Here is a 25,889-nt window from a genome sequence, read left to right on the forward strand (position 1 = left end):
GTGGGGTCGCCGGGCTACGCGCAGGTTACGGACGCCTCACGCCGCGTTCACGTCGTGGGCACCTCTCATACCTGTCGGCCGATCAGCAGGCCGAGCAGATAGGTCAGTCCGCCCGCCGCCGCGCCCAGCACCAACTGGCGGGTTCCGCCGAACCACCACGGCCGGGCGGTGACCCGGGAGACCACGGCGCCGGCGCCGAACAGGCCGAGGGCGGTCAGGATCAGCGCGGGCGCGAGGGTGGTCGCCCCGAGCAGGTACGGCAGCAGCGGAAGCAGCGCGCCGATGGCGAAGAAGGCGAACGAGGAGCCGGCCGCCAGCCACGGCGACGGCAGGTCGTGCGGGTCGACGCCCAGTTCCTCGCGGGCGTGGATCTCCAGGGCCAGTTCGGGGTCGCGGGACAGCTGCCGGGCCACCTCGACGGCCAGGTCCTCGTCCAGGCCGCGGGCGATGTACAGCTCGGCCAGCTCGCGCTGTTCGGCCTCGGGGCTGCGGCACAGTTCGCGGCGTTCGACCTCGACCTCGGCGCGGGCCAGTTCGGCCTGCGAGGCGACCGAGGTGTACTCCCCCGCCGCCATCGAGAAGGCGCCGCCGGCCAGGCCGGCAAGGCCGGTGACCACGACGGTCCTGGGGGTCGCGTCGCTGCCGACGATGCCGGAAATGAGCGCGAAGTTGGAGACCAAGCCGTCCATCGCGCCGAACACGGCCGGGCGCAGCCAGCCGCCGCCGATGTCGCGGTGGGTGTGGTCGATGCCGTCCTGGTGTCCGAGCTCCGGGGCGGGGTCGGGCACCTCGGCGGCTATGTCGCTGGTCTTCACGGTTCGTTCGGCCCTCTCGTCACGCTGGGGCCACGACGCTACCGTTTCGCCGCCGGGTGCCGCCGGCCAGGAAAGGCTGTCCGAACCCGCAGGTGGGCGCGGGTTCGGACGGCCTTCGGCGTGGGTCGGTCAGCCCTTGTCGGCGGCCTTGCGCGGGCCGGAGCCGGCGTGCTCCCCGGCGTCGTCCGGGCCGGGCTCGGCGTCGCTCGCTGCCGCGTCCGGCTCCGCGTCGGCGTCGGCGTCGACGGGGGCGGGTCGGTCGGACTTCCCGAGGTCGACGGCGGCCTTCGTCGCGTCCGGGTCGCTCTGCTCCGCGTCCGCGTCGACCGTCTTCGTGTCCGTGTCCGTGTCCGTCCCGACCGCGTCCGCGTCGTCCCCGTCCTCGGGGTCGTGTCCGCGCAGCGTCTCCGGGGCCTCGCGGCCGGGGTGCTTGCGGGCGGAGACCCAGATGTAGACGAGGGCGCCGGCGAAGACGAGGATCGCCGTCCAGTTGTTCAGCCGCATGCCGAGCACGTGTTCGGCGTCGTCGACGCGCATGTATTCGATCCAGAACCGGCCCACCGTGTAGCCCGCGACGTAGAGCGCGAACGCCCGGCCGTGGCCCAGCTTGAAGCGGCGGTCGGCCCAGATCACCAGCGCGGCGACGCCGATGCACCACAACGACTCGTACAGGAACGTCGGGTGGAAGGTGCCGTTCTGGCCGGGGTCGATCACGTTGTGGTCGCCGTCGATCTTCACCGCCCACGGCACGTCGCTCTCGCGGCCGTAGAGCTCCTGGTTGAACCAGTTGCCCCAGCGGCCCACCGCCTGGGCGAGCACGATGCCCGGGGCGAGCGCGTCGGCCAGCGCGGGCAGCGGGATGCCCCGACGCCGGCAGCCGATCCAGGCGCCCACCGCGCCGAGCGCGATCGCCCCCCAGATGCCGAGGCCGCCCTTCCAGACGGCGAACGCCTGCATGGGGTCGCCGCCGTCGCCGAAGTACGGCTCCGGCGTGGTGACGACGTGGTAGAGGCGGCCTCCGACGAGGCCGAAGGGCACCATCCACACGGCGATGTCGCCGACCGTGCCGGCGCGACCGCCGCGGGCGACCCAGCGGCGCTCGCCGAGCCAGATCGCGAGGACGACACCGAGGATGATGCACAGCGCGTAGCCGCGCAGCGGGATCGGACCGAGGTCGATCTGTCCGCGCGAGGGGCTGGGAATGAATGCGAGGTCCATGGCGGGTACGACGCTACCGGGTGCGGGGGCGAACGTGTGCCGGCGGGCACGCGCGAACGGGCGCGATCCCGGGGATTTCGGGGTCGCGCCCGCTGTTGCGGCGACGGACGGTGACTACTTGATCGCCGCCAGGATCTGCGCGCGCACCTCGTCGGGCGTGGCCAGGCCGCGGCCCTTGACGATCAGGTCGATGGTCTTGCCGTTGATGCCCGCGGTCGGGGTGCCGGTGACGGGGGTGTCACCGATCTTGGCGTGCTGGAACGCGTCCTCGACCTGGTTCACCCACCCGGCGTGGCTCAGGTCGTTCACGCACTGGTCGAAGGCCGGCGAGCGCAGGCCGTCGACCTTGCTCGCGAGGTCGAGCAGATAGGAGCGGTTGCCGAACTTGTCGTTCAACTCGTCCGGCTGGTTCGCGTAGAGGGTGTCGTGGTACGGCGCGAACTTGCCCGCGGTCTGCGCGCACCCGGCCGCGTTGGCCGCGTACTTGGAGCCGTTGCCGCCGAGCTTGCCGTCCAGGAACGAGGCGATGTGGTAGTCGATCTTGATCGTGCCGGCGTCGGCCATCTGCCGCAGGGTGGGGCCGAGCGCCTTCTCCACCTCGTGGCAGATCGGACAGCGGAAGTCCTCGTACATGATCAGCGAGGGGGCGTTGGGGTTGCTGCCTACCGGGATGCCCAGGCCGTCCGCGGACAGGTTGGGCGGGGCGCTCGCGGGCTTGGCGAGCGCGTCCTTCCAGGGCCCCTTCTTCTTGTTGGTCTTGGACGTGCCGACGACCACGCCGATGATGGCGACGACCGCGAGGACGGCCACGACGGCGCCGGCGATGATCAGCATCCGCTTGCGCTTGTCGGCCGCCTCCTGGCGGGCGCGCTCCTGGGCCATCCGCTCGCGCGCGGTGCGCTTGCCTGCCGAATTCTTCGAGCTCACGTGATCTCAGGGCCTTTCAGTTCCCGGGTTCCGGGGTTCCGGTTCGCGTCCCCGCGGTGCTCGTCCGCCACCGTGTGCGCCTCGTCCTCGTCGGCGTCCTCGTCGTCCTCGTCCTCGAAGTCCTCGTCGTAGGGCGGTTCCTCCGGGAACAGCCAGGCGTCGGCGGACAGCCGAGTGCGGGGGAAGACGATCAGCCAGATCGCGAGCAGCAGGAAGCCGCAGTCCCGCAGGATCTCCTCGAGATACGCGGTCTTGTCCGGCTCGACCGGACCACCGCCGCCGAAGCAGCCGCAGTCGATCGCCAGGCCGCGCGCCCACGCCTGGGCGATGCCCGCGATGAACACGAGCAGGAGCAGCGCGGACAGTGACGCGACGAGCCGGGTGCCCAGGCCGAACACCAGGAGCAGGGCCAGGCCCAGTTCCAGGTAGGGCAGGGCGTAGCCGACGGGGTCGACCAGGCCGTCGGGCAGCACGTCGTAGCCGCGCACCGCATAGGCGGCCTGGTCGGGGTCGAGTGCCTTCTCCCAGCCGGCGTATGCCCAGACGAAGGCCAGGCCGAGCCGGGCGGCGAGGCCGATCCACGGCACGTATGGCCGCAGACCCGCGAGCGGGCCCGCCCCTCTCGCTCCGGCCGGGCCTGCCGCTCTCGCCCCGGTCGGGCCGGCCGTCGCGCTCATCGCTCGGCCGCCGGCTCGATCGTCTTGCTTCCCACGGTCTGACCTCCGTCACGACGGGTGAGGTTCAGGGACGGCCGGTCCACTGGTCCCCCGCACCCGGACCGGCACATGTCCTGTCTAACCGGCCGAAGGCGCCTGAGGTTCCTGTCCGAGCGCCGCCTTACCACTCCCGGGGTTCCCCAGGCGTTGGTCGAGCAGTTCACGAAGGTTGTCGGGCGAACGCATGGCCGAGTTCCCGGAGTCCAGAATTTTTCCGTCGACGGCGATCGCGGGCGTGGCGGAGACGCCGGAGCTTTCGAACGTGCTCTCGGAGGCGCTCACCCAGGCGCCGTTGGCGTCGGTGTTCACGCATGCGTCGAAGGTCTCGCCGCGCAGGCCCTGGACCTGGCCGGCCAGGTCCAGGAGGCGGCCGGCGGTGTAGCCGTCCTCGGATTCGTCGGGCTGGTTCTTGAACAGCACGGCGTGGTACGCGGCGAACTTGCCGGTGTCGACCGAGCAGCGCGCGGCGTTGGCGGCCTTGACCGATCCGGTGCCGCCGAGCTTGCCGTCCAGGAAGGACGCGATGTGGTAGTGGACCTTGATCTTCCCGGCCTGGACGTAGTCGGCGAGCAGCGGGCCGAAGTTGGCCTCGAAGCGCTTGCAGAACGGGCAGCGGAAGTCCTCGTACACGGTGACGGTGACCGGGGCCGCGTCGCCGCCGACGCGGATGGTGCCGTCGGCCCGCACGGCGGCGGGCAGGCTCGCGAGGTCGACGTCGCGGATGGCCGCCTTGGCGCCGGTCGGCTGTGCCGCGGGGCCGGAGTCGTCGCTCTTGCTCTCGTTGCCCGTGGTGAGCACGACGCCCAGGACGGCGGCCAGCACCGCGACCACGAACACGCCGACGACGGCGAGGATGACGGGCGTTCGGTTGGTCCTGGTCTTGGCGCTCAACGCGGGTTCCTCCGATGGGGGTTGGGGTGGGATGGCACGCGGCATGCCGACGGCCGCCGCTGGAGTGCTGCGGCGGCCGTCGGTCAGCCGGTGCTCATTTTGTTGGGTTTTTACACGGGATGAGAGCTTCGGGGGCGGGTCAGCGCTTGCGGACGCCCTCGGCGAGTTCGCCGGCCAGGGCGCGGACGGCGTCCAGGCCGGCCTGTTCGTTCGGCGCGTCCAGGAGGGCGCGGACGAACGCGGAGCCGACGATGACGCCGTCGGCGTAGCCGGCCACCTCGGCCGCCTGGGCGGCGGTGGAGACGCCCAGGCCCACGCACACCGGCAGATCGGTGGTGGCGCGGGTGCGCGTGACCAGGTCGCCCGCGAGCGTGCTCACCGAGGCGCGGGCGCCGGTGACGCCCATCACGGAGGCGGCGTAGACGAAGCCGCCGCAGTGTCGGGTGGTGTAGGCGATGCGCTCGTCCGATGAGGACAGCGCGACCAGGAAGATCCGGTCCAGCCGGTGGCGGTCGGTGGCGGCGATCCACTCGTGGGCCTCGTCCGGGATCAGGTCGGGGGTGATCACCCCGCTGCCGCCGGCCGCGGCCAACTCGCTCGCGAACCGCTCGACGCCGTAGCGCTCGATCGGGTTCCAGTAGGACATCACCAGCGTGGCGGCGCCGGTCTCGGCGACCGCGCGCACGTTGTCGATCACGTGGTGGGTGTTGGTGCCGTGCGCCAGCGCGTGTTCGACGGCGCGCTGGATGACGGGCCCGTCCATCTGCGGGTCGCTGTACGGCAGGCCGACCTCGATGATGTCGCAGCCGCCCTCGACCATCGCGCGCATCGCGGCGGCGGAGCCCTCGACGGAGGGGTAGCCCGCCGGGAGGTATCCGACCAGCGCGGCGCGGTTTTCCGCGCGGGCCGCGGCCAGCACCTCGGTGAGCCTGGTGGTGGTGCCGGTGCCGGTCACGACTGCTCCGCTTCCGCGTCGAGGAGATCGAAGTACTTGGCGGCGGTGTGCATGTCCTTGTCACCGCGCCCGGAGAGGTTGACCAGGATGGTCGCGTCGGGGCCGAGTTCGCGCCCGACCTCGATCGCGCCGGCGAGGGCGTGCGCCGATTCGATCGCCGGGATGATGCCCTCGGTGCGGCACAGCAGCCGGAACGCCTCCATCGCGGGGGCGTCGTCGATCGGCCGGTAGATCGCCCGGCCGCTCTGGTGCAGCCAGGCGTGCTCGGGCCCGACGGCCGGGTAGTCCAGGCCGGCCGAGATCGAGTGCGACTCCTGCGTCTGCCCGTACTCGTCCTGGAGCAGGTAGGTGCGCGCGCCGTGCAGTACGCCGATCGAGCCGCCGGTGATCGAGGCGGCGTGCCGTCCGGTCTCCACGCCGTCGCCGCCCGCCTCGAAGCCGTACAGCCGCACGCCCTCGTCGGGGATGAAGGCGTGGAAGGCGCCGATCGCGTTGGAGCCGCCGCCCACACACGCGCAAACCGCGTCGGGCAGCTTCCCGGTCAGGTCGAGCACCTGCTGCCGGGCCTCGACCGAGATCACCCGGACGAAGTCGCGGACCATGGCCGGGAAGGGGTGCGCGCCGGCCGCGGTGCCGAGCAGGTAGTGGGTGGTGTCGACGTTGGCGACCCAGTCGCGCAGCGCCTCGTTGATCGCGTCCTTGAGGGTGCGCGAGCCGATCGCGACCGGGATCACCTCGGCGCCGAGCACCCGCATCCGGGCCACGTTGAGCGCCTGGCGCTGGGTGTCGAGTTCACCCATGTAGACGACGCACTCGAGGCCGAGCAGCGCGCACGCGGTGGCGGTGGCCACGCCGTGCTGGCCGGCTCCGGTCTCGGCGATCACCCTGGTCTTGCCCATGCGCTTGGTCAGGATGGCCTGGCCGAGCACGTTGTTGATCTTGTGCGAGCCGGTGTGGTTGAGGTCCTCGCGCTTGAGGATGATCCGCGCGCCGCCGGCGTGCTCGGCGAAGCGGGGCGCCTCGGTGATGATGCTCGGGCGACCGGCGTAGTCGCGCAGCAGGCCGGTGAACTCGGCCTGGAACTGCGGGTCGTCCTTGGCCTTGTCGTAGGCGGCGGTCAGCTCGTCGAGGGCGGCGATCAGCGCCTCGGGCAGGAACCGCCCGCCGAAGACGCCGAAGTGGCCGGAGGGATCCGGCAGTTGGGCAGTGCTGGACATGCGGGGTCCTTGTCGGTGTGGCATGCCGTGGGACGGCACGTTGCTGACGGGTGGGTCAGGAAACGTGTCGGCGCCATCGGCTGCCCGGCACCTGGCCGGGCTCGCAGCCGATCACGTACCGCACGCGGCGGCCACGCACCCGGCGGGCGGGCGCGCGACAGCCGCGGGGCTTGCAGCCCCGGGCCAGTCGCGGGTCCATGCTCATCGTGCCCGCGCCCTCAGCCGCGCCCGTGCCGGATCGCCGGGTGGGCGCCTGCGGCGACCAGGTCGGCGACCGAGCTGCGCGGGTCGCGCCCGGTGACCAGAGACTCGCCGACCAGGACGGCGTCGGCGCCGTTGTTGGCGTAGGCGATCAGGTCGTGCGGGCCGCGCACGCCGGACTCGGCGATGCGCACGCAGGTGTCCGGGATCAGCGGGGCGATCCGGGCGAAGTTGTTGCGGTCCACCTCGAGGGTCTTGAGGTTGCGCGCGTTGACCCCGATCACGGTGGCGCCGGCGTCGAGCGCGCGGGCGGTCTCCTCCTCGTCGTGGACCTCCACGATGGTGGTGAGACCGATCGAGCGGGAGCGCTCGATCAACGAGATCAGCGCGTTCTGCTCCAGGGCCGCGACGATCAGCAGGGCGACGTCGGCGCCGTGCGCGCGGGCCTCCCACAGCTGATAGCTCGTCACCATGAAGTCCTTGCGCAGGACCGGGATGTCGACCGCGGCGCGGACCGCGTCGAGGTCGTCGAGCGAGCCGCCGAAGCGGCGCTGCTCGGTGAGCACGCTGATCACGGACGCGCCGCCGGACTCGTAGTCGGCGGCGAGGCCCGCCGGGTCGGCGATCGCGGCGAGCGCGCCCTTGGAGGGGCTGGAGCGCTTGACCTCGGCGATGACGGCGATGCCGTCGCCGCGCAGGATGCTCTCCGCGTCGCGGGGCGCCGGCGCCTGGGCCGCGAGTTCCTTGATCTCGTCAAGGGATACGCGGGCCTGTCGTTCGGCGAGGTCGGCGTTGACGCCGTCGATGATCTCGTCGAGCACAGTCACGCCCTACATCCCCTCGTTCGTCCGGAGAACCTGCTCCCCCGGCCCTTCGATGGTATAGGCCGATTCGAACAGACCCGACACATCGCACCGCCGAAGAGGTGGGGGCAGCATACGGCGTCGCACGGTCGCCCCGTGCGCACGGTCCGGCTCGCGAAACCGCCGCCGATCACTGTGCGTCAGGGGGCGAGCCCGGCGCCGAACGGCAGGTCGCGAACGATCCAGAAGACCAGTACGACGGCCAGCAGCGCCCGCAACCACCGAGGATCGGCCAACGTGCGCCGCGGCTCGCCGCGCGCGGTACGCACCGCCCAGCGCAGCCACAACCACCCGATCAGCGGGAAGAGCGCGACCGCCAGCGCGTTGTAGCCCAACGCCGCCGGCAGGTCGAGGTGGGTGAGCGCGTGTACACAGCGCAGCCCGCCGCAGCCGGGACAGGCCAGGCCGGTGATCACCAGGTAGGGGCAGGACGGGTAGTGGCCGCTCTCGCGCGGATCCACCAGGCCGACATAGGTGGTGGCGGCCGCGAGCACCGCCAGACTCGTGGCCGGAAGCCCCAGGTTGCGCAGCCGGAATCCGGTGGCCGGCGCGGGGCGGGCGGGCATGCTCACGGACTCATTGTGCCGTCGGCGGGCGCCATCACAGGTCACCCAGCGTGTCTTTCCAACCCAGCAGGAAGACGCCGACCATCCAGGTGGTCCAGAAAATCACCCCGAGCAGGACGGTCCCGATCGTCCAGTTGCGCGCCCGCAGCGAGGCGAGCCGGGCCCCCGCCACGTCGCCGCGCTGCCACCGCTCGTTGACGCTGGTCGCCGCGAGCAACGCCGGAACCCCGGCCAGAAAACAACAGAACACGGTCGCCACGACCGCCCAGGCGAGGTAGTTGTCCGGCGCCCCCGGCGGCGGCCCGGCAGGCGGCGGCGTGGTGGGCGGCCCATAAGGCGGCACCGAATGCCCGAACGGCCGGGGCGGCGCGTTCCACTCCCGCGTCCGATCCCCATTACCGGGAGCCCCCGGGTAGCCGTACGCCACTTTCCCCCCTAGGCCGACAAGCCAACCCTAGAACAAGCCACCCACCACCACCCGAAAACCCACCCACCAACACGCAAGCCCAAGCCCACCCACCCAGACCGGCACCCAACCCCAAGCAACCCCGCAGGCGCGTGAGCCCAAGCAGCGCTGAAGCCCAAACAGCCCGGCCGGCACTCGAGGCCACCCAGCCCAGCCAACACCCAAGCCCAAGCAACCCACCGGGCGCTGGAGCCCAAAAAGCCCGGCCAGCGCCTAAGCCCAAGCAACCCGCCCGACACTGGAGCCCAAACAGCCCGGCCGGCGCTTGAGGCCACCCAGCCCGACCGGCACCCAAGCCCAAGCAACCCACCGGGCGCTGGAGCCCAAATAGCCCGGCCGGCGTTTGAGGCCACTCAGCCCGGCCGGCGCCTGAGGCCACCCAGCCCGGCCGGCGCCTGAGGCCAAAGACCGCCGCCGCACGGCCCGGGTGCGCTTGAGGCCAAAGACCGCCGCCGCACGGCCCGGGTGCGCCTGAGGCCAAAGACCGCCGCCGCACGGCCCGGGTGCGCTCGAGGCCAAGACCGAGGCGTCAGCGCCGCGCGGGCGCAGCCCCAAGCCCACCCATCCGCATCCCCGCACCGGCGATACACCCGACCAACACCACCGCGGCCCCGACCCAGAAAAGCATCACGTTGGCCGCGATCATCGCGACACCCGAGACGGTGCAACCGATCAGCGCGAGTATGGTCACGGTCCAGGCCGCGGGGGTGCTGCCGTGGTTTCCGGCTTGCGACGACATCGATCGACTCCTTCGGCTTCACATCAAACTGCACACGCGTAAGCGCGCGGGTCGCACCCGCGCGATTCTTATTGTCACCCGCCGGGAGCAGTGCTCAGCGCGTGGGGTCCTCGCCCCGGTCCAACGCGTTCCACAGGTCCGCGTTGGTCGCGGTACGCCGCCGGGCCGCGGCCCCCCGCCCCGCCGGCGCCTCGTAGCGGTTGGACATTCCGGGCCAGCGCCGCCCGCGGATCACCACGAACAGCCCGGCCAGCACGATCAGCACACCGCCCACGGCCGCGAACCACGGCCAGACCGCGTGGCTCACGTCCACGGCCCGTACACCCTCGACGGCCGCCTTCTTCGCCGCCTCACCGTCCACCGCCGAGGTGTCGCGCGCGCCCTGTACGGCCAGCACGGTGACCCCGGCCCCCGCCAGCGTGATCAGCGCGCCGATCAGCGTGCGGCCGACGGTCCGGGTCGCGAGGATCGCGAGGCCGCCCGCCAGGCCGAGCAGCGCGAGCGCCGAGGTGGCCTTGTTGATCGTGTTGCCGCTCGCGTGCACCGCGATGTGCGAGCCGTGCACCAGCGCCGTGCCCTCGGCCCAGGTACGTCCCGCCACCGAGAGCACCACGCCCGCGCCGACCAGAACCAGCAACACCGCGGCGGTCAACTCGCGCCGGGCGGCCTTGCGTTCCCGCACGGCGACATCCACCGTCTCGGCCGCCTCGGTCTGCGTCCCGGCCTCGGGTTCCGCCGCCTCGGCGGTCGGCGCCCCGCCCGGCGATCGGTCGTCCGTCTCGGTGCCGCGGCGCGCCGCGCCGGCCTCGGTCCTCGCGTCGGTCATGCATCCAGCATGAACCACGCCTCGCCGCGCCTTGACCCGGGTCGGGTCCACGCCCCGCCGAAGCGCCCCACCGGAGCACCCGCGTGCGTCAGGACGCCGGGCTCTCGTGCGCCGGGGCCAGCGTGGCCGCGATCGCCACCGCGCGCAGCACCGCCGCCGCCTTGTTGCGGCACTCCACGTCCTCGGCCTCCGGCGACGAGTCGGCGACCACACCCGCGCCGGCCTGGACGTAGGCGACGCCGTCGCGAATCAGCGCGGTGCGGATCGCGATCGCGGTGTCCAGGTCCCCCGCGAAGTCCACATAGCCCACACAGCCGCCGTACAGCCCGCGCCGGGTCGGCTCGAAGTTCTCGATGATCTCCATCGCCCGCGGCTTGGGCGCGCCGGACAGGGTGCCCGCCGGGAAACACGCGGCGAACACGTCGAGCGCGGTGCGCCCCGGCGCCAACTCGCCCACCACCGTGGACACGATGTGCATCACGTGGCTGTAGCGCTCGACCGACATGAAGTCGACCACCTCGACCGTGCCGGGTGCGCAGACCCGGCCCAGGTCGTTGCGGCCCAGGTCGACGAGCATCAGGTGTTCGGCGCGTTCCTTCGGGTCGGCCAGCAACTCCTCGGCGAGCGCGGCGTCCTCGGCGGGTGTGGCGCCGCGATGGCGGGTGCCCGCGATCGGGTGCACCATCGCCCGCCCCTCCTCGACCTTGACCAGCGCCTCGGGGCTGGAGCCGACCACGTCGAATCCGCCCTCGGCGCCACCGTCGGGGCCGGGCATCCGGAACAGGTACATGTACGGGCTGGGGTTGGTCGCCCGCAGGATCCGGTACACGTCCAGCGCGCCGGCCTCGGTGGGCATCTCGAAGCGCTGGGAGAGCACGATCTGGAACGCCTCGCCGGCCCGGATCTCCTCCTTGGCCGCGGCCACAGCCTTGCGGTACTCGGCCGAGCCCCAGGGGCCGACCGCCTCGGCCGGCGCCGCCCGCTCGAACGCCGCGGCGGCCAGTCCGGTCGGGCGGGCCAGGTCCGCGGTCATCGCGTCCAGCCGGGCCACCGCCGCCCGATACGCCTCGTCCACGCCCGACTCGCGGTTGTCGTGGTTGATCGCGTTGGCGATCAGCAGCACGCTGCCGTCCACGTGGTCGAGCACCGCGAGGTCGGTGGCCAGGAACATCATCAGCTCGGGGATGCGCAGGTCGTCCACGCTCGACTCGGGCAGCCGTTCCAACCGGCGCACGATGTCGTAGCCGAGGTAGCCGACCATCCCGCCGGTCAGCGGCGGCAGGTCCAGGCCCGGGATGCCGTGCGGGGTGTGCAGCGCCTCCATCGTGGCCCGCAGCACCTCCAGCGGGTCGCCGTCCACCGGCACGCCCACCGGCGGGGTGCCCAACCAGCGGGCCCGCCCGGCCACTTCGGTGAGCATCGCCGCGCTGCGCACGCCCACGAACGAATAGCGGGACCAGGAGCGGCCGTTCTCCGCGGATTCGAGCAGGAAGGTGCCGGGCCGCTCGGCGGCGAGCTTGCGGTACAGCCCCACGGGCGTGTCGCCGTCGGCCAGAAAGCGCCGGGTGACGGGGATGACGCGCCGGTCGCGGGCGAGTTCCCGGAAGGTGTCCGGGTCGGGGGTGACGGTTCCGGTGGTCATGGCGAGCGCAATCTCCCGGGCGGCAAGTCGGCGGAGGGGACCGGTCCGGCGACCGGACGGTCGCGAGGGCGACGGGCGGGGCGGACGGTCGGGAGGCGGACGGTCAGGAGGTAACCGGCAGGACGTCGGCGTCGAAGCAGGTGCGCGCGCCGGTGTGGCACGCGGCGCCGGTCTGCTCGACCCGCACGAGCACCGCGTCGCCGTCGCAGTCGAGGGCGGCCGAGACCACCTTCTGCACGTGGCCCGAGGTGTCGCCCTTGACCCAGTATTCCTGCCGGCTGCGGCTCCAGTAGGTGCACCGGCCGGTGGTCAGCGTGCGGTGCAGCGCCTCGTCGTCCATCCAGCCGACCATCAGCACCTCGCCCGTGTCGCTCGCCTGGGCGACGGCGGCGATCAGGCCGTCGGGGTCGCGCTTGAGGCGGGCGGCGATGCTCGGATCGAGGTCGGACGGCCGCGCGGGCGGGTGGGAGGCACCGGTCATGCGCGCATTGTCGCAGACCCGCGCGGGCCGGCCGCGCAAGCGTTCACAGGCCGGTATCGGCCGCGCGCAGCGCCCGTACCGCGTCCGGGTCGCCGGTGACCTCGACCCGGGCGTGCTCCTTGCGGCCGAACAGGTACAGCAGCAGTTCGGCCGGGTGTCCGGCCAGCGTGACCACGGGGGTGCCCTTGTGGATCGGCTGGGCCGGCTCGTCGGCGCCGGTGTCGGTGCGGCGCAGAGCCACCCCCACCGGTACCCCGCGCAGCGCGATCCGCGAGGAGCCCTTGGCCCGCTTCCAGAGGATCTCGGTGAGCGCGGGGTCCAGCTCGCGCGGTTCGGCGCCGCCGGGTTGGGCGCGCCGGACGTCCTCCAGGTGGATGAAGTACTCCATCGTGTTGGCCGCGGCGTCCACGCCGGGGATGCCGAACGCGGACAGTGTCGGCGGCCCGTCGGCGACCAGGCGCACGCTCTGCTCGTACGGTTTGGCCGCCTGCCGCAGGCGTACCCGTTCGGTGTATCCGGCGAGCGGCTTGAAGACCAGGCCGGGTCCCGAGTCCGGGCGGTGTTCGCGGACCACGAGGTGGGCCGCGAGGTCCCGGGTGGTCCAGCCCTCGCACAGGGTCGGCGCGTCGGGTCCGAGGACGCGCAGCAGTTCGGCGAGCGCGGCGCGTTCGGCGCGGGCGTGGGAAGTCGGCATGTGCCGATCCTTCGGCCCGCGCCGGATGAAATCAAGGGGCGCGGGCCGCGACACGGCCGGTCACGGCGAGGCGGCCACCGGGCCCGGCTCCTTGGGGTGGTCGCTCTTTTGCTGCGCGCTCAACCAGCGCAGCGCGTCGGGCAGCACCGTCTGCCAGGTCTTGAAGTTGTGCCCGCCGGTGGGCAGGAGCAGGGTGTCCACCTTGAGCGGCGCCTTGGCCAGCTTCTGGAACTCCCGGGTGTCGGCGAGGTTGGGTTCGCCGCTCTCGCTGCTGGTGAGCAGGAGGCTGACGGGCGGCATGGGCAGGTTCTTCAGCCGCCACAGCAGGTCGTTCTGGTTGCGGTAGGCCTTGCTGCCGCCGTACAGGTCGCCCGTGTCGCCGTCGGAGGGGGCGCCGTAGTCGGCGGAGAGCGCGACGCCCGCGCCGATCCGGTCCGAGTTGAGCATCGGCAGCTTGGCCGCGCAGTAGCCGCCGGTGGAGTCGCCGAGCATGGCCCAGCCGCGCGGTCCCGGGGCGACGCGGTAGGCCTGGCTGATCGCCTCGGGCAGGTCCTGGCTGAAGAACATGCCGACCTGCGGGCCGCCGGGCACGTCGGTGCACTCGGTGTCGCGGTCGAGGCCGACGCTGGGCTTCATCATCACGTAGATGGTGGGCTGGACCCGGCCGGCGGCGATCTCGTTGGCGGCGATCTTGGGCAGCTCCAGCCGGGTGACCAGGTTGCGCTCGTTGCCGGGGTAGCCGGTGAGCGTGACCACGACGGGGAAGCGCCGGTCCTTGTACTGGGCCTGGAAGTATTGCGGCGGCAGGTAGACGAGCGCGGGTGTGCCCATCCCGCTGCGTCGTCCGACCAGGTCTACCTGCATGATCTGGCCCGCGACCTGGGGGTTGCTCCCCTGCGGGACGTCTATCGTCTCGGTGCCCTTCTCCTTGACCAGTTTGGGCATGTCGCCGGGGCCGGCCTCGCCGAAGTTCAGGACCGGCTTGCCGGTGCGCCCGAACAGGTCGTCCCAGGTCGTATAGAAGACGAAATATCGGTTGCCGATCACCGCGACCGTGGCCAGGAGCAGGACCTGCGTGCTCAGCAGGATGCCGACCCGGCCGAGGATGGGCACCACGTGCTGACGGGACAGCTTGGGCCAGAAGTACACGGCCGCCGACGCCGCCGCGACGGTGACGAGGCACAGCAGGATTATCAGTTTGAGGCTGGTGAGGCCCACAGCGGCGTCCTCGGTCTATCGATCATGGTCAGGGCACGACCGTGGAGACGAGCCCGACCCGGGGTTTGGTTGCGGGTAACCGGGGCGTCGCGAGCCCGTTCTCGGGGAGCGCCCGAAACAGGGTGACATGCGGGAATGGTCTGCTCCAATCCGCCCGGAGGCCGGTGATCCGGATGGAGTCGGCGGGGCGGGCGGGGAATCGGGGCGGTCGGCGGCGCCTTGTACGTTCATCGGACAAACATCGTCGACAGCCCCGTTCGCGGCGGCTGCGTTCCCCCGGATTCCGGTGAATCCGGGCGAATCCGCGTGAAAGTGAGCCCCGTGGCGGACAAGGTCGTTCTGCGACAAGGACTGCGCGTACTCGGCGTCGCGATCCGCGAGGAGCCTCGGATCTTCGCCGCCGCGGTGGGCGCGAGCGCGGTGTACGGCGTGATGACGGTGGGCTCGGCGCTTGTGCTCGGACGCGTCACCGACGACGTGATCATCCCGGCCTTCCGTGACGGGCACACCACGGCGGGCGCGCTGATCGGCGCGTTCGCGGCGGTGTTCGGCGTCGCGCTGCTCAAGGCGTTCGGCGTGATCGGTCGGCGGTTGTGGGCGGGCATGATGCAGTACCGCCTCCAGGCCACCTTCCGTCGCCGGGTCACCCGGCAATACCTGCGGCTGCCGCTCGCCTGGCACCACCGCCACCCGACCGGCACGCTGCTGTCCAACGCGAACGCCGACGTCGAGGCGGCGTGGAACCCGGTGGCGCCGCTGCCGATGGCCACCGGCGTGGTGGTGATGTTGTTCGTCGCGGCGATCTCGATGGTGATCACCGACTGGGCGCTGGCCCTGGTCGGCTTCGTGATCTTCCCGGCGATCGCCGCGCTCAACATCGTGTACCAGCGCAGGCAGGGGCCGTTGGCGATGCGCGCGCAGGAATTGCGCGCCGACGTCGCGGAGATCGCGCACGAGAGCTTCGACGGCGCGCTGGTGGTCAAGACGCTGGGCCGGGAGAGCGAGGAGACCGCCCGGTTCGCGGCCGCGTCGCGGGAGTTGGCCGACGCGAACATCGCGGTGGGCCGGGTCCGGGCGCTGTTCGACCCGATCCTGGAGGCGCTGCCCGGCTTCGGCGTGCTGCTGGTCCTGGTGGTCGGCACGGTCCGGGTCTCGCACGGCGATCTGGCTCCGGGCGACCTGGTGCAGGTCGCCTACCTGTTCACCCTGTTGGCCTTCCCCGTCCGGGCGATCGGCTGGCTGCTCGGCGACATGCCGCGCTCGGTGGTCGGCTACGACCGGGTCCGCGGCGTGCTGGACGCCGAGGGCGAGCACGCCTACGGCGAGATCGAGGGCGGTGACGCGGCGGCCGGTCCGGCCCGCCTGGAGGCGCGCGCGGTGCGCTTCGGCTACACCGACGACACCGACGTACTGCACGACGTGGCCTTCGATGTCGACCCCGGACGCACCATCGCCGTCGTCGGCCCGACCGGATCCGGCAAGTCCACCCTGGTCTCGCTCCTGGTCCGACTGGTCGACCCGGTGGACGGCGGGATCCTGCTCGACGGCACCGACCTGCGCGACTACCGGCGGGGCGGGATCGCGGCCACCGCCGCACTGGTCCCGCAACAGGCGTTCCTGTTCGACGACAGCGTCCGTGACAACATCACCCTGGGCCTGGACCTGGACGACGCCGCGGTGCACGAGGCGCTGCGAATCGCCCAGGCCGACTTCGTCGCCGCGCTGCCCGACGGCCTGGACACCCAGGTCGGCGAGCGCGGCACCACCCTCTCCGGCGGCCAGCGCCAGCGGATCGCGCTGGCCCGGGCCCTGGTGCGCCGGCCGCGCCTGCTCGTCCTGGACGACGCCACCTCGGCGGTGGACCCGCGCGTGGAGGCGGCCATCCTGCACGGGCTGCGCGACGCGGGACCGGCCACCGTGGTCGTGGTCGCCTACCGCAAGGCCACCATCGCGCTCGCCGACGAGGTGGTCTACATCGAGGGCGGCCGGGTGCTCGACCGCGGCCCGCACCACACGCTCCTGGAGCGCTCGGTGGGCTACCGCCGCCTGGTCAACGCGTACGAACGCGCCGCGCGCGAGGACGCGGAGCAGGAACTCGACACCGACATCGACGTCGACGAGGCCGAGGAGGCCACGGCTTCATGAGTATCGCCACCGCCGTGCCCAAGCCGGCCGCGCCCGAACCCGAACCGAAGACCGGGTCGGGCTCTCGAATAGGCCCCGACGCCGACCGGCCGACCGAGTCCGGCCTGAGCGTGCTGCGCCGCGGCCTGCGCATGACCCCGGAGTTCACCGAGGGCCTGATCGTCACCCTGCTGCTGGCCGTGATCGGCACGGCCGGGCGGATCGTGGTGCCGCTGGCCGTGCAGCAGACCATCGACCGGGGCCTGCGCGCCGACGCCGGTCCCGACCTGACCGTGGTCCGCACCATGGCCGCGCTCGCCGCGCTCGCGGTGGTGGTCACCGCGGTGTCGGCGTACGCGATGAACGTGCGGCTGTACCGCACCAGCGAACGCGGCCTGTCCACGATGCGGGTGGCCGCCTTCCGACACATCCACGACCTGTCCACGCTGCACCAGCAGTCGGAGAAGCGCGGCTCGCTGGTCTCGCGGGTGACCGGCGACGTGGACACGATCAGCCGATTCATCCAGTTCGGCGGCCTGTTGCTGATCGTCAGCGTCGGGCAGATCGCCCTGGTGACGGTGCTGATGTTCGTCTACTCCTGGCAGTTGACCCTGCTGGTGTGGGTGTGCTTCGCGCCGCTGTACTTCTTCATGCGCGCGGTACAGAAGCGGATCGCTGCCGCGTACTCGCACGTGCGCGTCGCCATGGGCCGGATGCTGGGCGCGATCTCGGAGCCGGTCGTGGGCGCCGCGATCGTGCGCGCGCACGGCATCGAGGAGCGCACCGCGCGCCGGATCGACGAGTCGGTCGACGCGCACCGCGACGCGCAGACCCGGGCCCAGTTGTTCGTCGCGTTGACCTTCCCGATGGGCGAGTTCGTGGTCGGCCTGGCCAACGGCCTGGTGGTGGTCGTCGGGGTGTGGCTGGGCATCGACGGGCAGCTCAGCGTGGGCGAGTTGGTCGCGTTCCTGTTCCTGGTCACGTTGTTCGTGGGCCCGGTGCAGATGGGCGTGGAGATCTTGAACGAGGCGCAGAACGCGCTCGCGGGCTGGCGTCGGGTGCTGGAGGTGCTGGACGCGGAGCCGGACATCGCCGATCCGGGCGAGGCGGGCGAGGAGTTGGCCCGCGGCCCGGTCGAGGTGCGGTTCGACCACGTCTCGTACGGCTATCCCGGTGGTCCGCGGGTCCTGCACGATGTGGACGTCACGCTCGCGCCTCGGACCCGGGTGGCGGTGGTCGGCGAGACCGGCTCGGGCAAGACCACCTTCGCCAAGCTGCTCACGCGCCTGGTCGACCCGGACGAGGGCCGGGTGTCGCTCGACGGCGTCGACCTGCCCCGGGTGCGCTTCTCGTCGTTGCGCGCGCGGGTGGTGATGGTGCCGCAGGAGGGCTTCCTGTTCGACGCCACGCTGCGGGAGAACGTGCGGTACGGCCGGCCGGACGCGGACGACGCGGCGATCGTCACCGCGTTCGCCGACCTGGGGCTGGCCGACTGGCTCGCGGGTCTGGCCGCCGGCCTGGACACCCGGGTGGGCCAGCGCGGCGAGTCGTTGTCGGCGGGCGAGCGGCAGTTGGTCGCGCTGGTCCGGGCCTACATCGCCGACCCGGACCTGCTGGTCCTGGACGAGGCGACGTCAGCGGTCGACCCGGCCACCGAGGTCCGGATCAACCGAGCCCTGGACGGCCTGACCCGGGGCCGCACCGCGGTCTTCATCGCACACCGGATGTCCACGGCCGAATCGGCCGACGAGATCCTGGTCTTCGACGCCGGAAAGCTGATCGAACGCGGCCCCCACACCCGCCTGGTCACCGCCGGAGGAATCTACACCCGCCTACACGCCTCATGGACGGCCCAACAAAAACCCACCCCGAACTGACCCCACACCCCACCCCCGACCCCACCACGAGCCCACCTTCAGCCCGGCCGGCGCTCGAGGCCAACCGGGCCGGAGGCCGGCCACCGCGCATCGCGGCCGGCACCGTGCGCGGCCGGCACCGTGCGCGACCCCCATCCTGCACGGCCGAAAGGCTATTGCAGGGGCGCCGTCAGCTTCTTGGTCTCGTCCGAGTAGGACACCAGGCACTGCACCTCACGATCGCCGGAGGCCCAGCCCGATTCCTTCGGATAGATGTAGAGCCAGGTCAACTGCGCGGCGTCGGGCTGACGGTTGATCACCGGTTCGGTGATCGGCTTGCACACCTCCGACGCCTTGGTGTCCATCGCCCCGTCACCGGGCCACGCGCCGTCCGGCAGCGCGACGTTCTCGATGTGCTGCCCGTCGTGCGGCGTGGTGCACCCGACCTTGTCCACGTCGGTGCTCCCGGCCGCGAACGAGATGCAGTCGCCCGGACTGAGCGGGACCTTGCGGACCGCGACACTGCCATTGGGGTTGGTCGCCGGCGGCGAGGAGGGGGCTTCCGTGCCCGGCCCGCTCGTGGGCGGCTCGCTCGTCGGCGGCTCGGGCGAGTCCGTGGGCGACGCGCTCTCGCTCGGCCGCGCGCTCGTGGGCCGGGTCGCACTCGGCGTCGGGCCCGCCTTGTCGCTCTTGCCGTCGTCCCCCAGGCTCACCACCAGGGCGATCACGCCGCCGGCGATCACCAGCGCGACGACCACCACGATCGCCACCACCCGACCGCTGCGTCCGCCGCCGGGAGGTCCCACGGGCGGCCCGGTGGGCGGGCCGTAGGGCGGACCTCCGCCGTACGGCGGGCCGCCGCCCCCGTAGGGCGGGCCCGCGCGATAGGGCGGGCCGCCGATCGTCGGGCCGTCATAGGGCGGGGACGGAGGCGGGTTCGCGGGCGGGGGCCCCGCCGGGCCGCCCGGATAACCACCGCCGGCGCCGCCGTAGCCTCCCCCACCGTAGTTGCCGTAGCCCCCGGCCCCCGGGTTGCCACCGCCCCGGTCACCGCCGGGGTATCCGCCGGGACTGCTCATCACGTCGATCCCTCCCCCAAGGGCCGAGCGCTCGGTCAGCGCAGAGGCTTGGTGAGTGTCTGCCCCGACTTGTACTTCGCGATGCAGGTCACCTTGCGGCGACCGATGTCCCATCCCGGCTGCTTCGGGAAGGTGTAGGTAAAGGTGAACTGCGAGGCGTCGGAGCGTCCGCTCACCGCCGCGGTCAGCGCCGGGGTGCACTTGGTCTCGGTCTGGTCGGTGATCGCCGACTCGCCCGGGTAGGTGCTGCCGGTCAGTTCGTAGGTCATGATGACCTCGCCGTTGTGCGTGCTGGTGCAGGTCTTCTTGTCGATCGTGCCCGAGGTGGTGTCCAGGGTCACGCAGTCGCCCTTGGACAGGTCGACGTACTGGACCTCGGAGGGCATGGTCGGGTCCGTGCCGCCGGACGAGGTGGTGCGCGGCGCGGTCGGGCGGGTGGTGGTCGGGCGGGTCGTGGGCGGCGCGCTCTGCGTGGCGCTCGGCGAGGACACGGCCGAGGTGGTCGGAGCGGGCGTGGGCGACGCCGACTTCTTCTTGTCGTCCCCGCCCAGGACGACCACGAGGGTGGCGATGATCCCGCCGACCACGACGATCGCGGCGATCACCACGGCGATCAGCGGGCCCTTGCCGGAGCCGCCCTGGTTGGGGCCCGGCGGCATGCCGCCGCCATAGCCTCCGCCACCGCCGTAGTTGCCGGGATACTGCGGTCCGCCACCGCCGTACGGGTTCTGCGGCGGCGGTGGGTACTGCTGTCCGCCCTGGGGGTACTGCTGCCCGGGGTACGGCTGGTTGCTCGGATAACCCTGGCCTGGCTGCTGCCCGTATCCGGGGTAGCCACCCTGTCCGGGTGATGGCGGCATCGTCATGTGCCTAGCCTGCCCGATCGGGTGAACCTCGCGCTCGGCCGGGCCCAACTACTTGACTTCGAGTCAGATGATCGTTGTGCGACCGGAATCCTTCCGTGACCCGAAGTCAGGTCCGGCGCCGAAACGGTCCGCTGCCCAGTGCCACCACGATGCCCGCGAGCATCGCCGCACCGCCGCCGGCGAACACGGCCGAGGGCCCGAACTCCGTGGCGATCAGGCCGCCGACGGGGTACAGCAGCGGGATCAGGCCGACCGCGAACATCATCTGCAACGCGGTCACCCGACCCAGCGCACTCGGTGCGCACGTGGTCTGCACCAGCGCGCTCCCGGCTCCGCCCACCACGCCGGTGCCCACGCCCAGGACCGCCGCGCAGGCCACCGCGACGCCCACCCCGGGCGCGTAACCGAGGCCGACCAGACCGCCGGCCATCACCAACATCCCCACCGGCAGCACGAACACCGGCCGCGGCACCCGCCCGGCAACGGTCAAACCCAGCGCGCCGATCGCCGCACCGATCCCCCACCCGCCCAGCACCGCGCCCATCCCGCCCGGCCCCCAGCCCGCGTCGTCGGCGAGCAGCACGATGCCGACGTTCATCGGGATGGTGAAGCCCAGCTCCATCAGCGCGACCGTGATCAGGAGTGGGCGCAGGAACTCGTGCCCGAACACGTGGCGCAGCCCGGCCCGCAGGCCCAATTCCGGCTCCTCGGTGCCCGGTTCCGGCTCGGGCGCGGGCCCCGGGCGCAGCCGCCACAGCAGCGCGAGGGAGAGTCCGAACAGGGCCGCGTTGAGTGTGAAGGCGAGTTCGGCGTCGCCCCAGGCGAGCACCGCGCCGCCGATCGGCGCGGACACCACGGTGGCCACCCGCTGCGACAACGAGCGCATGCCCTGGACGCGGACCAGTTGCGAGCGGTCGGTCAGCCGCACCGGCAGCGCCCCGACGGCGGGCATGAACAGCGCGTCCACCGCGCCGAACACCAGCGCGATCGTGATCAGCAGCCAGATCGCCGGACTGCTCGCCGCCACCGCGAATGCCGCGATCACCATCACCAGGCAGCGCACCAGGTCGCTGCCGATCAGTACGCGGCGCGGTCCGTATCGGTCGGCGATCGCCCCGCCGGGCAACATCAGCAGTGCCCGGGGCAACGATCCGGCGGCCAGCACCAGGCCGGTCTGCGTGCCGTCGCCGCCGCGTACCGCCGTCCAGGACAGCGCCAGGAACCAGATCTGGTCGCCGATCAGCGACGCGGTGAAGGCGCCGAGCCACGCCAGCACACGCGGGTCGCGGTGCGCGGGCCGGGGCGTCGTGGTCGCGATGCCGGTCGTGGTGTTGCGTACGGCCATGATGCTCACCGTTCCGGTTCTCGATGGGGCGTCGGGCGGCTCGGGCGGCGGGCGCGGCGCCCGGCGCTCACATGCGGTACGGGAAACCTCGGAGGTAGACCTCGACATGCTCCGCGCCCGGGGTCTGCCGGTCCCGGTATCGGGCCACCAACTCCTGTAGCTCCTCGCCCAGTTCGCGCAACTCGTCGGCGGTCAGCCGGAGCGTCGGCGCACCGCTGAAGGCGGCGCCGGCCCACTCCGGGCCCCACGACTCGACCTCGTCCAGGAATCGGCGGTAGCGGTCCTCGGACTGCGAGCCGAGCACCCGCACGATGCCGGTGGACAGGTCCCGGCCGACCCGGTCCTCGGCGAAGTCGCCGAGCGAGAAGGTCAGGTCCTCGACCACCTTCCACCAGCGCTCGCGCCCGTCCTCGGCGTGCTCGGGGTCCTCGATCACGAAGCCGTGCGCGGCCAGCGTGCGCACGTGGTAGCTGACCAGGGCCGGGGTCGCGTCGACCCGCTTGGCCAGCATCGACGCGGTGGCCGGGCCGCCGGCGTGCAACATCCGCAGCAGCGAGATCCGCAGCGGATGGGTGAACACCTTGAGGGTCTGTACGTCCTTGATCATCCGCCGGAGTGGGGGCTGCTCGCTCATGACCCCACGGTAGATGTGAAGGACTTCTTTCGCAATATATCTTTCGCAATAAAGGTTGCACATCCCGCCACGAAAAAGCCGACCGCACCCGCGGTCGGCTCCCTCGCCCGGTTCGCGGCTCAGCGCACCGGCTGCCCCGCCGCCCGCAATACGTCCTTGACCTGCGGAATCCGCAACATGCCGAAGTGGAACACGCTGGCCGCGAGCACCGCGTCGGCGCCCGCCTCCACAGCCGGGACGAAGTCCCCCAGGGCGCCCGCGCCACCGGAGGCGATCACCGGGATGCCCACCTCGGCCCGAACCAGGCGGATCAACTCCAGGTCGTAGCCGTCCTTGGTGCCGTCGGCGTCCATCGAGTTGAGCAGGATCTCGCCCGCGCCCAGCTCGGCCGCCCGTGCCGCCCAGGCGACCGCGTCGATGCCGGTGCCGGTGCGTCCGCCGTGCGTGGTCACCTCGAAGCCCGGCGCGCCGTCGCGGCGCCGCCGCGCGTCCACCGAGAGCACCAGCACCTGGGAGCCGAAGCGGTCGGCGATCTCGGCGATCAACTCCGGCCGCGCGATCGCCGCGGTGTTCACGCCCACCTTGTCCGCGCCCGCCCGCAGCAGCCGGTCCACGTCCTCGACCGCGCGCACCCCGCCGCCGACGGTGAGCGGGATGAACACCTGTTCGGCGGTGCGCCGGACCACGTCGTACGTCGTCTCACGATTGCCCGAGGAGGCGGTGATGTCGAGGAAGACCAACTCGTCCGCGCCCTCGGCGTCGTACACCCGGGCCATCTCGACCGGATCGCCCGCGTCCCGCAGGTTCTCGAAGTTGACGCCCTTGACCACCCGGCCGGCGTCCACGTCCAGACACGGGATCACCCGTACGGCCAACGTCACGACGCCCTCCCCCGGTACGCGTCCACCTCGACCTCGACGAGCATCCGCGAGTCGATCAGCCCGGCCACCACGACCATCGTGGCGGCCGGTCGCACCTCGCCGAACAGTTCGCCGTGCGCGCGCCCGACATCGTCCGAGTCGCGCGAGTGGGTGATGTACATCCGGGTGCGCACCACGTCCGCCGCGTCGAGCCCGAAGTGCGCGAGCGCGTCCAGCGCGATCCGGAAGGCGGCGAGCGTCTGGTGGTGCGGGTCGCCCTCGTGGGCCAGATTGCCCTCGACGATGGCGGTACAGCCCGACACGTGCACGTAGTCGCCGACGGCGACCGCGCGCGAGTAGCCGAACGTGTCCTCCCACGGGCCGCCGGACGAGTACCGCTCGATGCCGGCCGAACCACCGGATCCGGCCGAATTGTCGCTTCCCGTCACCGGGACACCGCCTCCAACGCCTCTTCGAGGGTGAACGCCTGGGCGTACAGCGCCTTGCCGACGATCGAGCCTTCCACACCCAGCGGCACCAGTTCGGCGATGGCGCGCAGATCCGCCAGCGAGGACACCCCGCCCGAGGCCACCACCGGGCGGTCGGTGGCCGCGCAGACGTCGCGCAGCAGCTGCAGGTTCGGGCCCGCGAGGGTGCCGTCCTTGTTCACGTCGGTGACCACGTAGCGGGCGCAGCCGTCGGCGTCCAACCGGGCCAGCGTCTCGAACAGCTCGCCCCCCTCGCGGGTCCAGCCGCGCCCGGCCAGCGTGGTCCCGCGCACGTCCAGGCCCACCGCGATCCGGTCGCCGTGCCGGGCGATCGCGGAGCGCACCCAGTCCGGCGTCTCCAGCGCGGCGGTGCCCAGGTTCACCCGGCGGCAGCCGGTGCCGAGCGCGGCCTCCAGGGAGGCGTCGTCGCGGATGCCGCCGGACAGCTCGACCTTGACGTCGAGCTTGCCGACCACCTCGGCGAGCAGTTCGCGGTTGCTGCCCTTGCCGAACGCGGCGTCCAGGTCGACCAGATGGATCCACTCGGCACCGGCGCTCTGCCAGGCCAGGGCGGCGGCCAGCGGGTCGCCGTAGGAGGTCTCCGACCCGGCCTCGCCCTTGACCAGGCGGACGGCCTGGCCGTCGGCGACGTCGACGGCGGGCAGCAGTTCGAGGTGGTGGGTCTCGGTCATGACGCTTGGGATCCTCAGCAGTTCGGTCGGAAGTTCGGGCGGGGCGATCGGGTGCGGTCGGGGCGATCGGGGTCGATCGCGGTGCGGCGCGGCACGCGCGCCGCGCGGGCTACAGCGTCTCGAGCCAATTGCGCAGCAGTTGCGCGCCGGCCTCGCCGGACTTCTCCGGGTGGAACTGGGTGGCGCTGAGCGCGCCGTTCTCCACGGCGGCCACGAACGGCGTGCCGTGCGTGCTCCAGGTGACGCCGGGCGGGATGTGCGGGCCGTCCTGGACCACCGGCATCTCCCACGTGCGCACCGCGTAGGAGTGCACGAAGTAGTAGCGCGTGTCGGGCGCGGCGTCGCGGAAGAGCACGCTGTCCGCGGGCGGCTCGACGGTGTTCCAGCCCATGTGCGGCACCACGGGGGCGGCCAGCCGCTCGACCGTGCCCGGCCACTGGGCGCAGCCCTCGGTGGCCACCCCGTGCTCGACGCCGCGCGTGAACAGGATCTGCATGCCGACGCAGATGCCGAGGACCGGCCGGCCGCCGGCGAGGCGCTTGTCCACGATGGTGTCGCCGCGGACCGCGCGCAGGCCCTCCATGCACGCCGCGAACGCGCCGACGCCGGGCACGAGCAGCCCGTCGGCGTTCAGCGCGGCGTGCTGGTCCGCGCTGATCTCGACGTCGGCGCCGGCGTGCGCGAGCGCCCGCTCGGCCGAACGCACGTTCCCGAATCCGTAGTCGAGGACGATGACCTTCTTGGGCACGCGCCTATCCGATCTTCAGGACGCCGGCCGCGATCGAGAAGAACGCGCCGATGGCGAGCAGGGCGATCACACTCTTGGGCAGGCCCTGCTTGACGAACGAGATGCACCCGCCGACCAGGAAGAGCCCGAACACGATCAGGACCATCGCGCCGGTGCTCACAGCGCGCCCTTCGTCGAGGGGATCACGCCGGCCCGGCGCGGGTCGAGCACGCACGCGTCGGACAGCGCCCGGGCGAGCGCCTTGAACTGCGCCTCGACGATGTGGTGCGCGTTGCGCCCGTACGGCACGTGTACGTGCAGGCAGATCTGCGCCTGGGCGACGAACGACTCCAGGATGTGCCGGGTCAGCGTGGTGTCGTAGTCGGGGCCGATCATCGGCGCCATGTGCTCCGGCTCGGAGTGCACCAGGTACGGCCGGCCGGACAGGTCCACGGTGACCTGGGCCAGCGCCTCGTCCAGCGGCACGGAGGCGTCCGCGAAGCGGCGGATGCCCTTCTTGTCGCCGAGGGCCTGGCGGAACGCGGCGCCGAGCGCGAGGGCGGTGTCCTCGATCGTGTGGTGCGCGTCGATGTGCAGGTCGCCCCGGGTCTTGACGGTCAAGTCGAACAGGCCGTGCTTGCCGAGCTGGTCGAGCATGTGGTCGAAGAAGCCGACGCCGGTGGCGACGTCGACCTTCCCCGAGCCGTCCAGGTCGATCTCGACCTCGACGGAGGTTTCCTTCGTGGCGCGTTCGACGCGACCGGTTCTTGCCATGACGGTGGT

General features: G+C 72.2%; 29 protein-coding genes. 2 read left to right on the plus strand and 27 right to left on the minus strand.

What is annotated here, in order from left to right:
- Positions 1-65: 65 nt before the first annotated feature.
- From ACH4XV_RS12260 to ACH4XV_RS12340, 17 genes are all read right to left on the minus strand, one after another.
- Positions 66-815 (minus strand): VIT1/CCC1 transporter family protein, encoded by a 750-nt coding sequence (locus tag ACH4XV_RS12260; RefSeq protein WP_395788947.1) that lies wholly within the window; start codon positions 813-815, stop codon positions 66-68.
- Positions 816-944: 129 nt separating this feature from the next.
- On the minus strand, positions 945-2,033 hold the full coding sequence (gene lgt, locus ACH4XV_RS12265) for a prolipoprotein diacylglyceryl transferase (RefSeq protein WP_395788949.1): 1,089 nt from the start codon (positions 2,031-2,033) through the stop codon (positions 945-947).
- 114 nt (positions 2,034-2,147) lie between these two features.
- A complete protein-coding gene (locus ACH4XV_RS12270; RefSeq protein WP_395788951.1) occupies positions 2,148-2,960 on the minus strand; it encodes a DsbA family protein in 813 nt (270 codons plus the stop codon).
- A complete protein-coding gene (locus tag ACH4XV_RS12275; protein WP_395788953.1) occupies positions 2,957-3,547 on the minus strand; it encodes a MauE/DoxX family redox-associated membrane protein in 591 nt (196 codons plus the stop codon). Before ACH4XV_RS12275 ends, ACH4XV_RS12270 begins: the two co-directional genes overlap by 4 nt.
- Before the next feature lie 207 nt (positions 3,548-3,754).
- On the minus strand, positions 3,755-4,567 hold the full coding sequence (locus tag ACH4XV_RS12280) for a DsbA family protein (protein ID WP_395788955.1): 813 nt from the start codon (positions 4,565-4,567) through the stop codon (positions 3,755-3,757).
- A gap of 139 nt (positions 4,568-4,706) precedes the next feature.
- A complete protein-coding gene (gene trpA, locus ACH4XV_RS12285; RefSeq protein ID WP_395788956.1) occupies positions 4,707-5,522 on the minus strand; it encodes a tryptophan synthase subunit alpha in 816 nt (271 codons plus the stop codon).
- Entirely contained in the window at positions 5,519-6,739 is a 1,221-nt protein-coding gene (gene trpB, locus ACH4XV_RS12290) for a tryptophan synthase subunit beta (RefSeq protein ID WP_395788958.1), read from the minus strand. Before trpB ends, trpA begins: the two co-directional genes overlap by 4 nt.
- A 55-nt stretch (positions 6,740-6,794) precedes the next feature.
- Positions 6,795-6,926, minus strand: coding sequence for a tryptophan biosynthesis modulator TrpM (gene trpM / locus ACH4XV_RS12295; RefSeq protein ID WP_380011470.1), 132 nt, complete (start codon positions 6,924-6,926; stop codon positions 6,795-6,797).
- A gap of 31 nt (positions 6,927-6,957) precedes the next feature.
- The gene (gene trpC, locus ACH4XV_RS12300) at positions 6,958-7,767 is read right to left on the minus strand and encodes an indole-3-glycerol phosphate synthase TrpC (protein WP_380011426.1); all 810 of its coding nucleotides are present in this window, start codon (positions 7,765-7,767) and stop codon (positions 6,958-6,960) included.
- Positions 7,768-7,943: 176 nt separating this feature from the next.
- The gene (locus ACH4XV_RS12305; RefSeq protein ID WP_380030778.1) at positions 7,944-8,369 is read right to left on the minus strand and encodes a DUF2752 domain-containing protein; all 426 of its coding nucleotides are present in this window, start codon (positions 8,367-8,369) and stop codon (positions 7,944-7,946) included.
- A 34-nt stretch (positions 8,370-8,403) separates the two neighbouring features.
- On the minus strand, positions 8,404-8,796 hold the full coding sequence (locus tag ACH4XV_RS12310) for a CD225/dispanin family protein (RefSeq protein WP_395788960.1): 393 nt from the start codon (positions 8,794-8,796) through the stop codon (positions 8,404-8,406).
- A gap of 568 nt (positions 8,797-9,364) precedes the next feature.
- Positions 9,365-9,574 carry an HGxxPAAW family protein gene (locus ACH4XV_RS12315; protein ID WP_078977628.1) on the minus strand — a complete coding sequence of 70 codons (210 nt, stop codon included), beginning with the start codon at positions 9,572-9,574 and terminating at the stop codon, positions 9,365-9,367.
- Positions 9,575-9,668: 94 nt separating this feature from the next.
- Complete coding sequence (locus tag ACH4XV_RS12320; RefSeq protein ID WP_395788962.1) at positions 9,669-10,400, minus strand: TIGR02234 family membrane protein; 732 nt, start codon at positions 10,398-10,400, stop codon at positions 9,669-9,671.
- A gap of 88 nt (positions 10,401-10,488) precedes the next feature.
- The gene (locus ACH4XV_RS12325; protein ID WP_380011433.1) at positions 10,489-12,042 is read right to left on the minus strand and encodes an anthranilate synthase component I; all 1,554 of its coding nucleotides are present in this window, start codon (positions 12,040-12,042) and stop codon (positions 10,489-10,491) included.
- A gap of 103 nt (positions 12,043-12,145) precedes the next feature.
- On the minus strand, positions 12,146-12,523 hold the full coding sequence (gene hisI / locus ACH4XV_RS12330) for a phosphoribosyl-AMP cyclohydrolase (protein ID WP_380011436.1): 378 nt from the start codon (positions 12,521-12,523) through the stop codon (positions 12,146-12,148).
- 43 nt (positions 12,524-12,566) lie between these two features.
- Positions 12,567-13,217 (minus strand): TIGR03085 family metal-binding protein, encoded by a 651-nt coding sequence (locus tag ACH4XV_RS12335; protein WP_395788965.1) that lies wholly within the window; start codon positions 13,215-13,217, stop codon positions 12,567-12,569.
- Positions 13,218-13,277: 60 nt separating this feature from the next.
- Entirely contained in the window at positions 13,278-14,435 is a 1,158-nt protein-coding gene (locus ACH4XV_RS12340; protein WP_395788967.1) for an alpha/beta hydrolase, read from the minus strand.
- A 321-nt stretch (positions 14,436-14,756) separates the two neighbouring features.
- Between ACH4XV_RS12340 and ACH4XV_RS12345 the strand changes: the two genes are divergently transcribed.
- Together ACH4XV_RS12345 and ACH4XV_RS12350 are read left to right on the plus strand one after the other, a co-directional pair.
- A complete protein-coding gene (locus tag ACH4XV_RS12345) occupies positions 14,757-16,580 on the plus strand; it encodes an ABC transporter ATP-binding protein (RefSeq protein ID WP_395788969.1) in 1,824 nt (607 codons plus the stop codon).
- The gene (locus tag ACH4XV_RS12350; RefSeq protein WP_395788971.1) at positions 16,577-18,436 is read left to right on the plus strand and encodes an ABC transporter ATP-binding protein; all 1,860 of its coding nucleotides are present in this window, start codon (positions 16,577-16,579) and stop codon (positions 18,434-18,436) included. Before ACH4XV_RS12345 ends, ACH4XV_RS12350 begins: the two co-directional genes overlap by 4 nt.
- 152 nt (positions 18,437-18,588) lie before the next feature.
- Here ACH4XV_RS12350 and ACH4XV_RS12355 read toward each other — a convergent pair whose 3' ends face one another.
- From ACH4XV_RS12355 to hisB, 10 genes are all read right to left on the minus strand, one after another.
- A complete protein-coding gene (locus ACH4XV_RS12355) occupies positions 18,589-19,494 on the minus strand; it encodes a septum formation family protein (protein WP_395788973.1) in 906 nt (301 codons plus the stop codon).
- A 35-nt stretch (positions 19,495-19,529) separates the two neighbouring features.
- A complete protein-coding gene (locus ACH4XV_RS12360; RefSeq protein WP_395788975.1) occupies positions 19,530-20,360 on the minus strand; it encodes a septum formation family protein in 831 nt (276 codons plus the stop codon).
- A 106-nt stretch (positions 20,361-20,466) separates the two neighbouring features.
- The gene (locus ACH4XV_RS12365; protein ID WP_395788977.1) at positions 20,467-21,705 is read right to left on the minus strand and encodes an MFS transporter; all 1,239 of its coding nucleotides are present in this window, start codon (positions 21,703-21,705) and stop codon (positions 20,467-20,469) included.
- A 67-nt stretch (positions 21,706-21,772) separates the two neighbouring features.
- Positions 21,773-22,339 (minus strand): helix-turn-helix domain-containing protein, encoded by a 567-nt coding sequence (locus ACH4XV_RS12370; protein WP_395788979.1) that lies wholly within the window; start codon positions 22,337-22,339, stop codon positions 21,773-21,775.
- A gap of 119 nt (positions 22,340-22,458) precedes the next feature.
- The gene (hisF, locus tag ACH4XV_RS12375; RefSeq protein ID WP_395788981.1) at positions 22,459-23,220 is read right to left on the minus strand and encodes an imidazole glycerol phosphate synthase subunit HisF; all 762 of its coding nucleotides are present in this window, start codon (positions 23,218-23,220) and stop codon (positions 22,459-22,461) included.
- Positions 23,217-23,648 carry a RidA family protein gene (locus tag ACH4XV_RS12380; RefSeq protein WP_395788983.1) on the minus strand — a complete coding sequence of 144 codons (432 nt, stop codon included), beginning with the start codon at positions 23,646-23,648 and terminating at the stop codon, positions 23,217-23,219. The genes hisF and ACH4XV_RS12380 overlap by 4 nt, the downstream gene beginning before the upstream one ends.
- The gene (gene priA, locus ACH4XV_RS12385) at positions 23,645-24,379 is read right to left on the minus strand and encodes a bifunctional 1-(5-phosphoribosyl)-5-((5-phosphoribosylamino)methylideneamino)imidazole-4-carboxamide isomerase/phosphoribosylanthranilate isomerase PriA (protein WP_395788985.1); all 735 of its coding nucleotides are present in this window, start codon (positions 24,377-24,379) and stop codon (positions 23,645-23,647) included. Before priA ends, ACH4XV_RS12380 begins: the two co-directional genes overlap by 4 nt.
- 109 nt (positions 24,380-24,488) lie before the next feature.
- On the minus strand, positions 24,489-25,127 hold the full coding sequence (hisH, locus tag ACH4XV_RS12390) for an imidazole glycerol phosphate synthase subunit HisH (RefSeq protein ID WP_395788987.1): 639 nt from the start codon (positions 25,125-25,127) through the stop codon (positions 24,489-24,491).
- Between the two features lie 4 nt (positions 25,128-25,131).
- Positions 25,132-25,287, minus strand: coding sequence for a hypothetical protein (locus tag ACH4XV_RS12395; protein WP_380012797.1), 156 nt, complete (start codon positions 25,285-25,287; stop codon positions 25,132-25,134).
- The gene (gene hisB / locus ACH4XV_RS12400; RefSeq protein ID WP_380012794.1) at positions 25,284-25,880 is read right to left on the minus strand and encodes an imidazoleglycerol-phosphate dehydratase HisB; all 597 of its coding nucleotides are present in this window, start codon (positions 25,878-25,880) and stop codon (positions 25,284-25,286) included. The genes ACH4XV_RS12395 and hisB overlap by 4 nt, the downstream gene beginning before the upstream one ends.
- Positions 25,881-25,889: the final 9 nt, after the last annotated feature.

It is taken from the genome of Embleya sp. NPDC020630 (assembly GCF_044334985.1).
Classification (GTDB): domain Bacteria; phylum Actinomycetota; class Actinomycetes; order Streptomycetales; family Streptomycetaceae; genus Embleya.

Excerpts from the sequence above, each read along its gene's own strand:
- ACH4XV_RS12350 (WP_395788971.1), top strand. The coding sequence starts at position 16,577 with ATGAGTATCGCCACCGCCGTGCCCAAGCCGGCCGCGCCCGAACCCGAA.
- ACH4XV_RS12335 (WP_395788965.1), bottom strand. The coding sequence starts at position 13,217 with ATGCCGACTTCCCACGCCCGCGCCGAACGCGCCGCGCTCGCCGAACTG.
- hisB (WP_380012794.1), bottom strand. The coding sequence starts at position 25,880 with ATGGCAAGAACCGGTCGCGTCGAACGCGCCACGAAGGAAACCTCCGTC.
- ACH4XV_RS12370 (WP_395788979.1), bottom strand. The coding sequence starts at position 22,339 with ATGAGCGAGCAGCCCCCACTCCGGCGGATGATCAAGGACGTACAGACC.
- priA (WP_395788985.1), bottom strand. The coding sequence starts at position 24,379 with ATGACCGAGACCCACCACCTCGAACTGCTGCCCGCCGTCGACGTCGCC.
- ACH4XV_RS12365 (WP_395788977.1), bottom strand. The coding sequence starts at position 21,705 with ATGGCCGTACGCAACACCACGACCGGCATCGCGACCACGACGCCCCGG.
- ACH4XV_RS12305 (WP_380030778.1), bottom strand. The coding sequence starts at position 8,369 with ATGCCCGCCCGCCCCGCGCCGGCCACCGGATTCCGGCTGCGCAACCTG.
- ACH4XV_RS12315 (WP_078977628.1), bottom strand. The coding sequence starts at position 9,574 with ATGTCGTCGCAAGCCGGAAACCACGGCAGCACCCCCGCGGCCTGGACC.
- ACH4XV_RS12360 (WP_395788975.1), bottom strand. The coding sequence starts at position 20,360 with ATGACGATGCCGCCATCACCCGGACAGGGTGGCTACCCCGGATACGGG.
- trpB (WP_395788958.1), bottom strand. The coding sequence starts at position 6,739 with ATGTCCAGCACTGCCCAACTGCCGGATCCCTCCGGCCACTTCGGCGTC.
- ACH4XV_RS12325 (WP_380011433.1), bottom strand. The coding sequence starts at position 12,042 with ATGACCACCGGAACCGTCACCCCCGACCCGGACACCTTCCGGGAACTC.
- lgt (WP_395788949.1), bottom strand. The coding sequence starts at position 2,033 with ATGGACCTCGCATTCATTCCCAGCCCCTCGCGCGGACAGATCGACCTC.
- ACH4XV_RS12355 (WP_395788973.1), bottom strand. The coding sequence starts at position 19,494 with ATGAGCAGTCCCGGCGGATACCCCGGCGGTGACCGGGGCGGTGGCAAC.
- ACH4XV_RS12320 (WP_395788962.1), bottom strand. The coding sequence starts at position 10,400 with ATGACCGACGCGAGGACCGAGGCCGGCGCGGCGCGCCGCGGCACCGAG.
- hisI (WP_380011436.1), bottom strand. The coding sequence starts at position 12,523 with ATGACCGGTGCCTCCCACCCGCCCGCGCGGCCGTCCGACCTCGATCCG.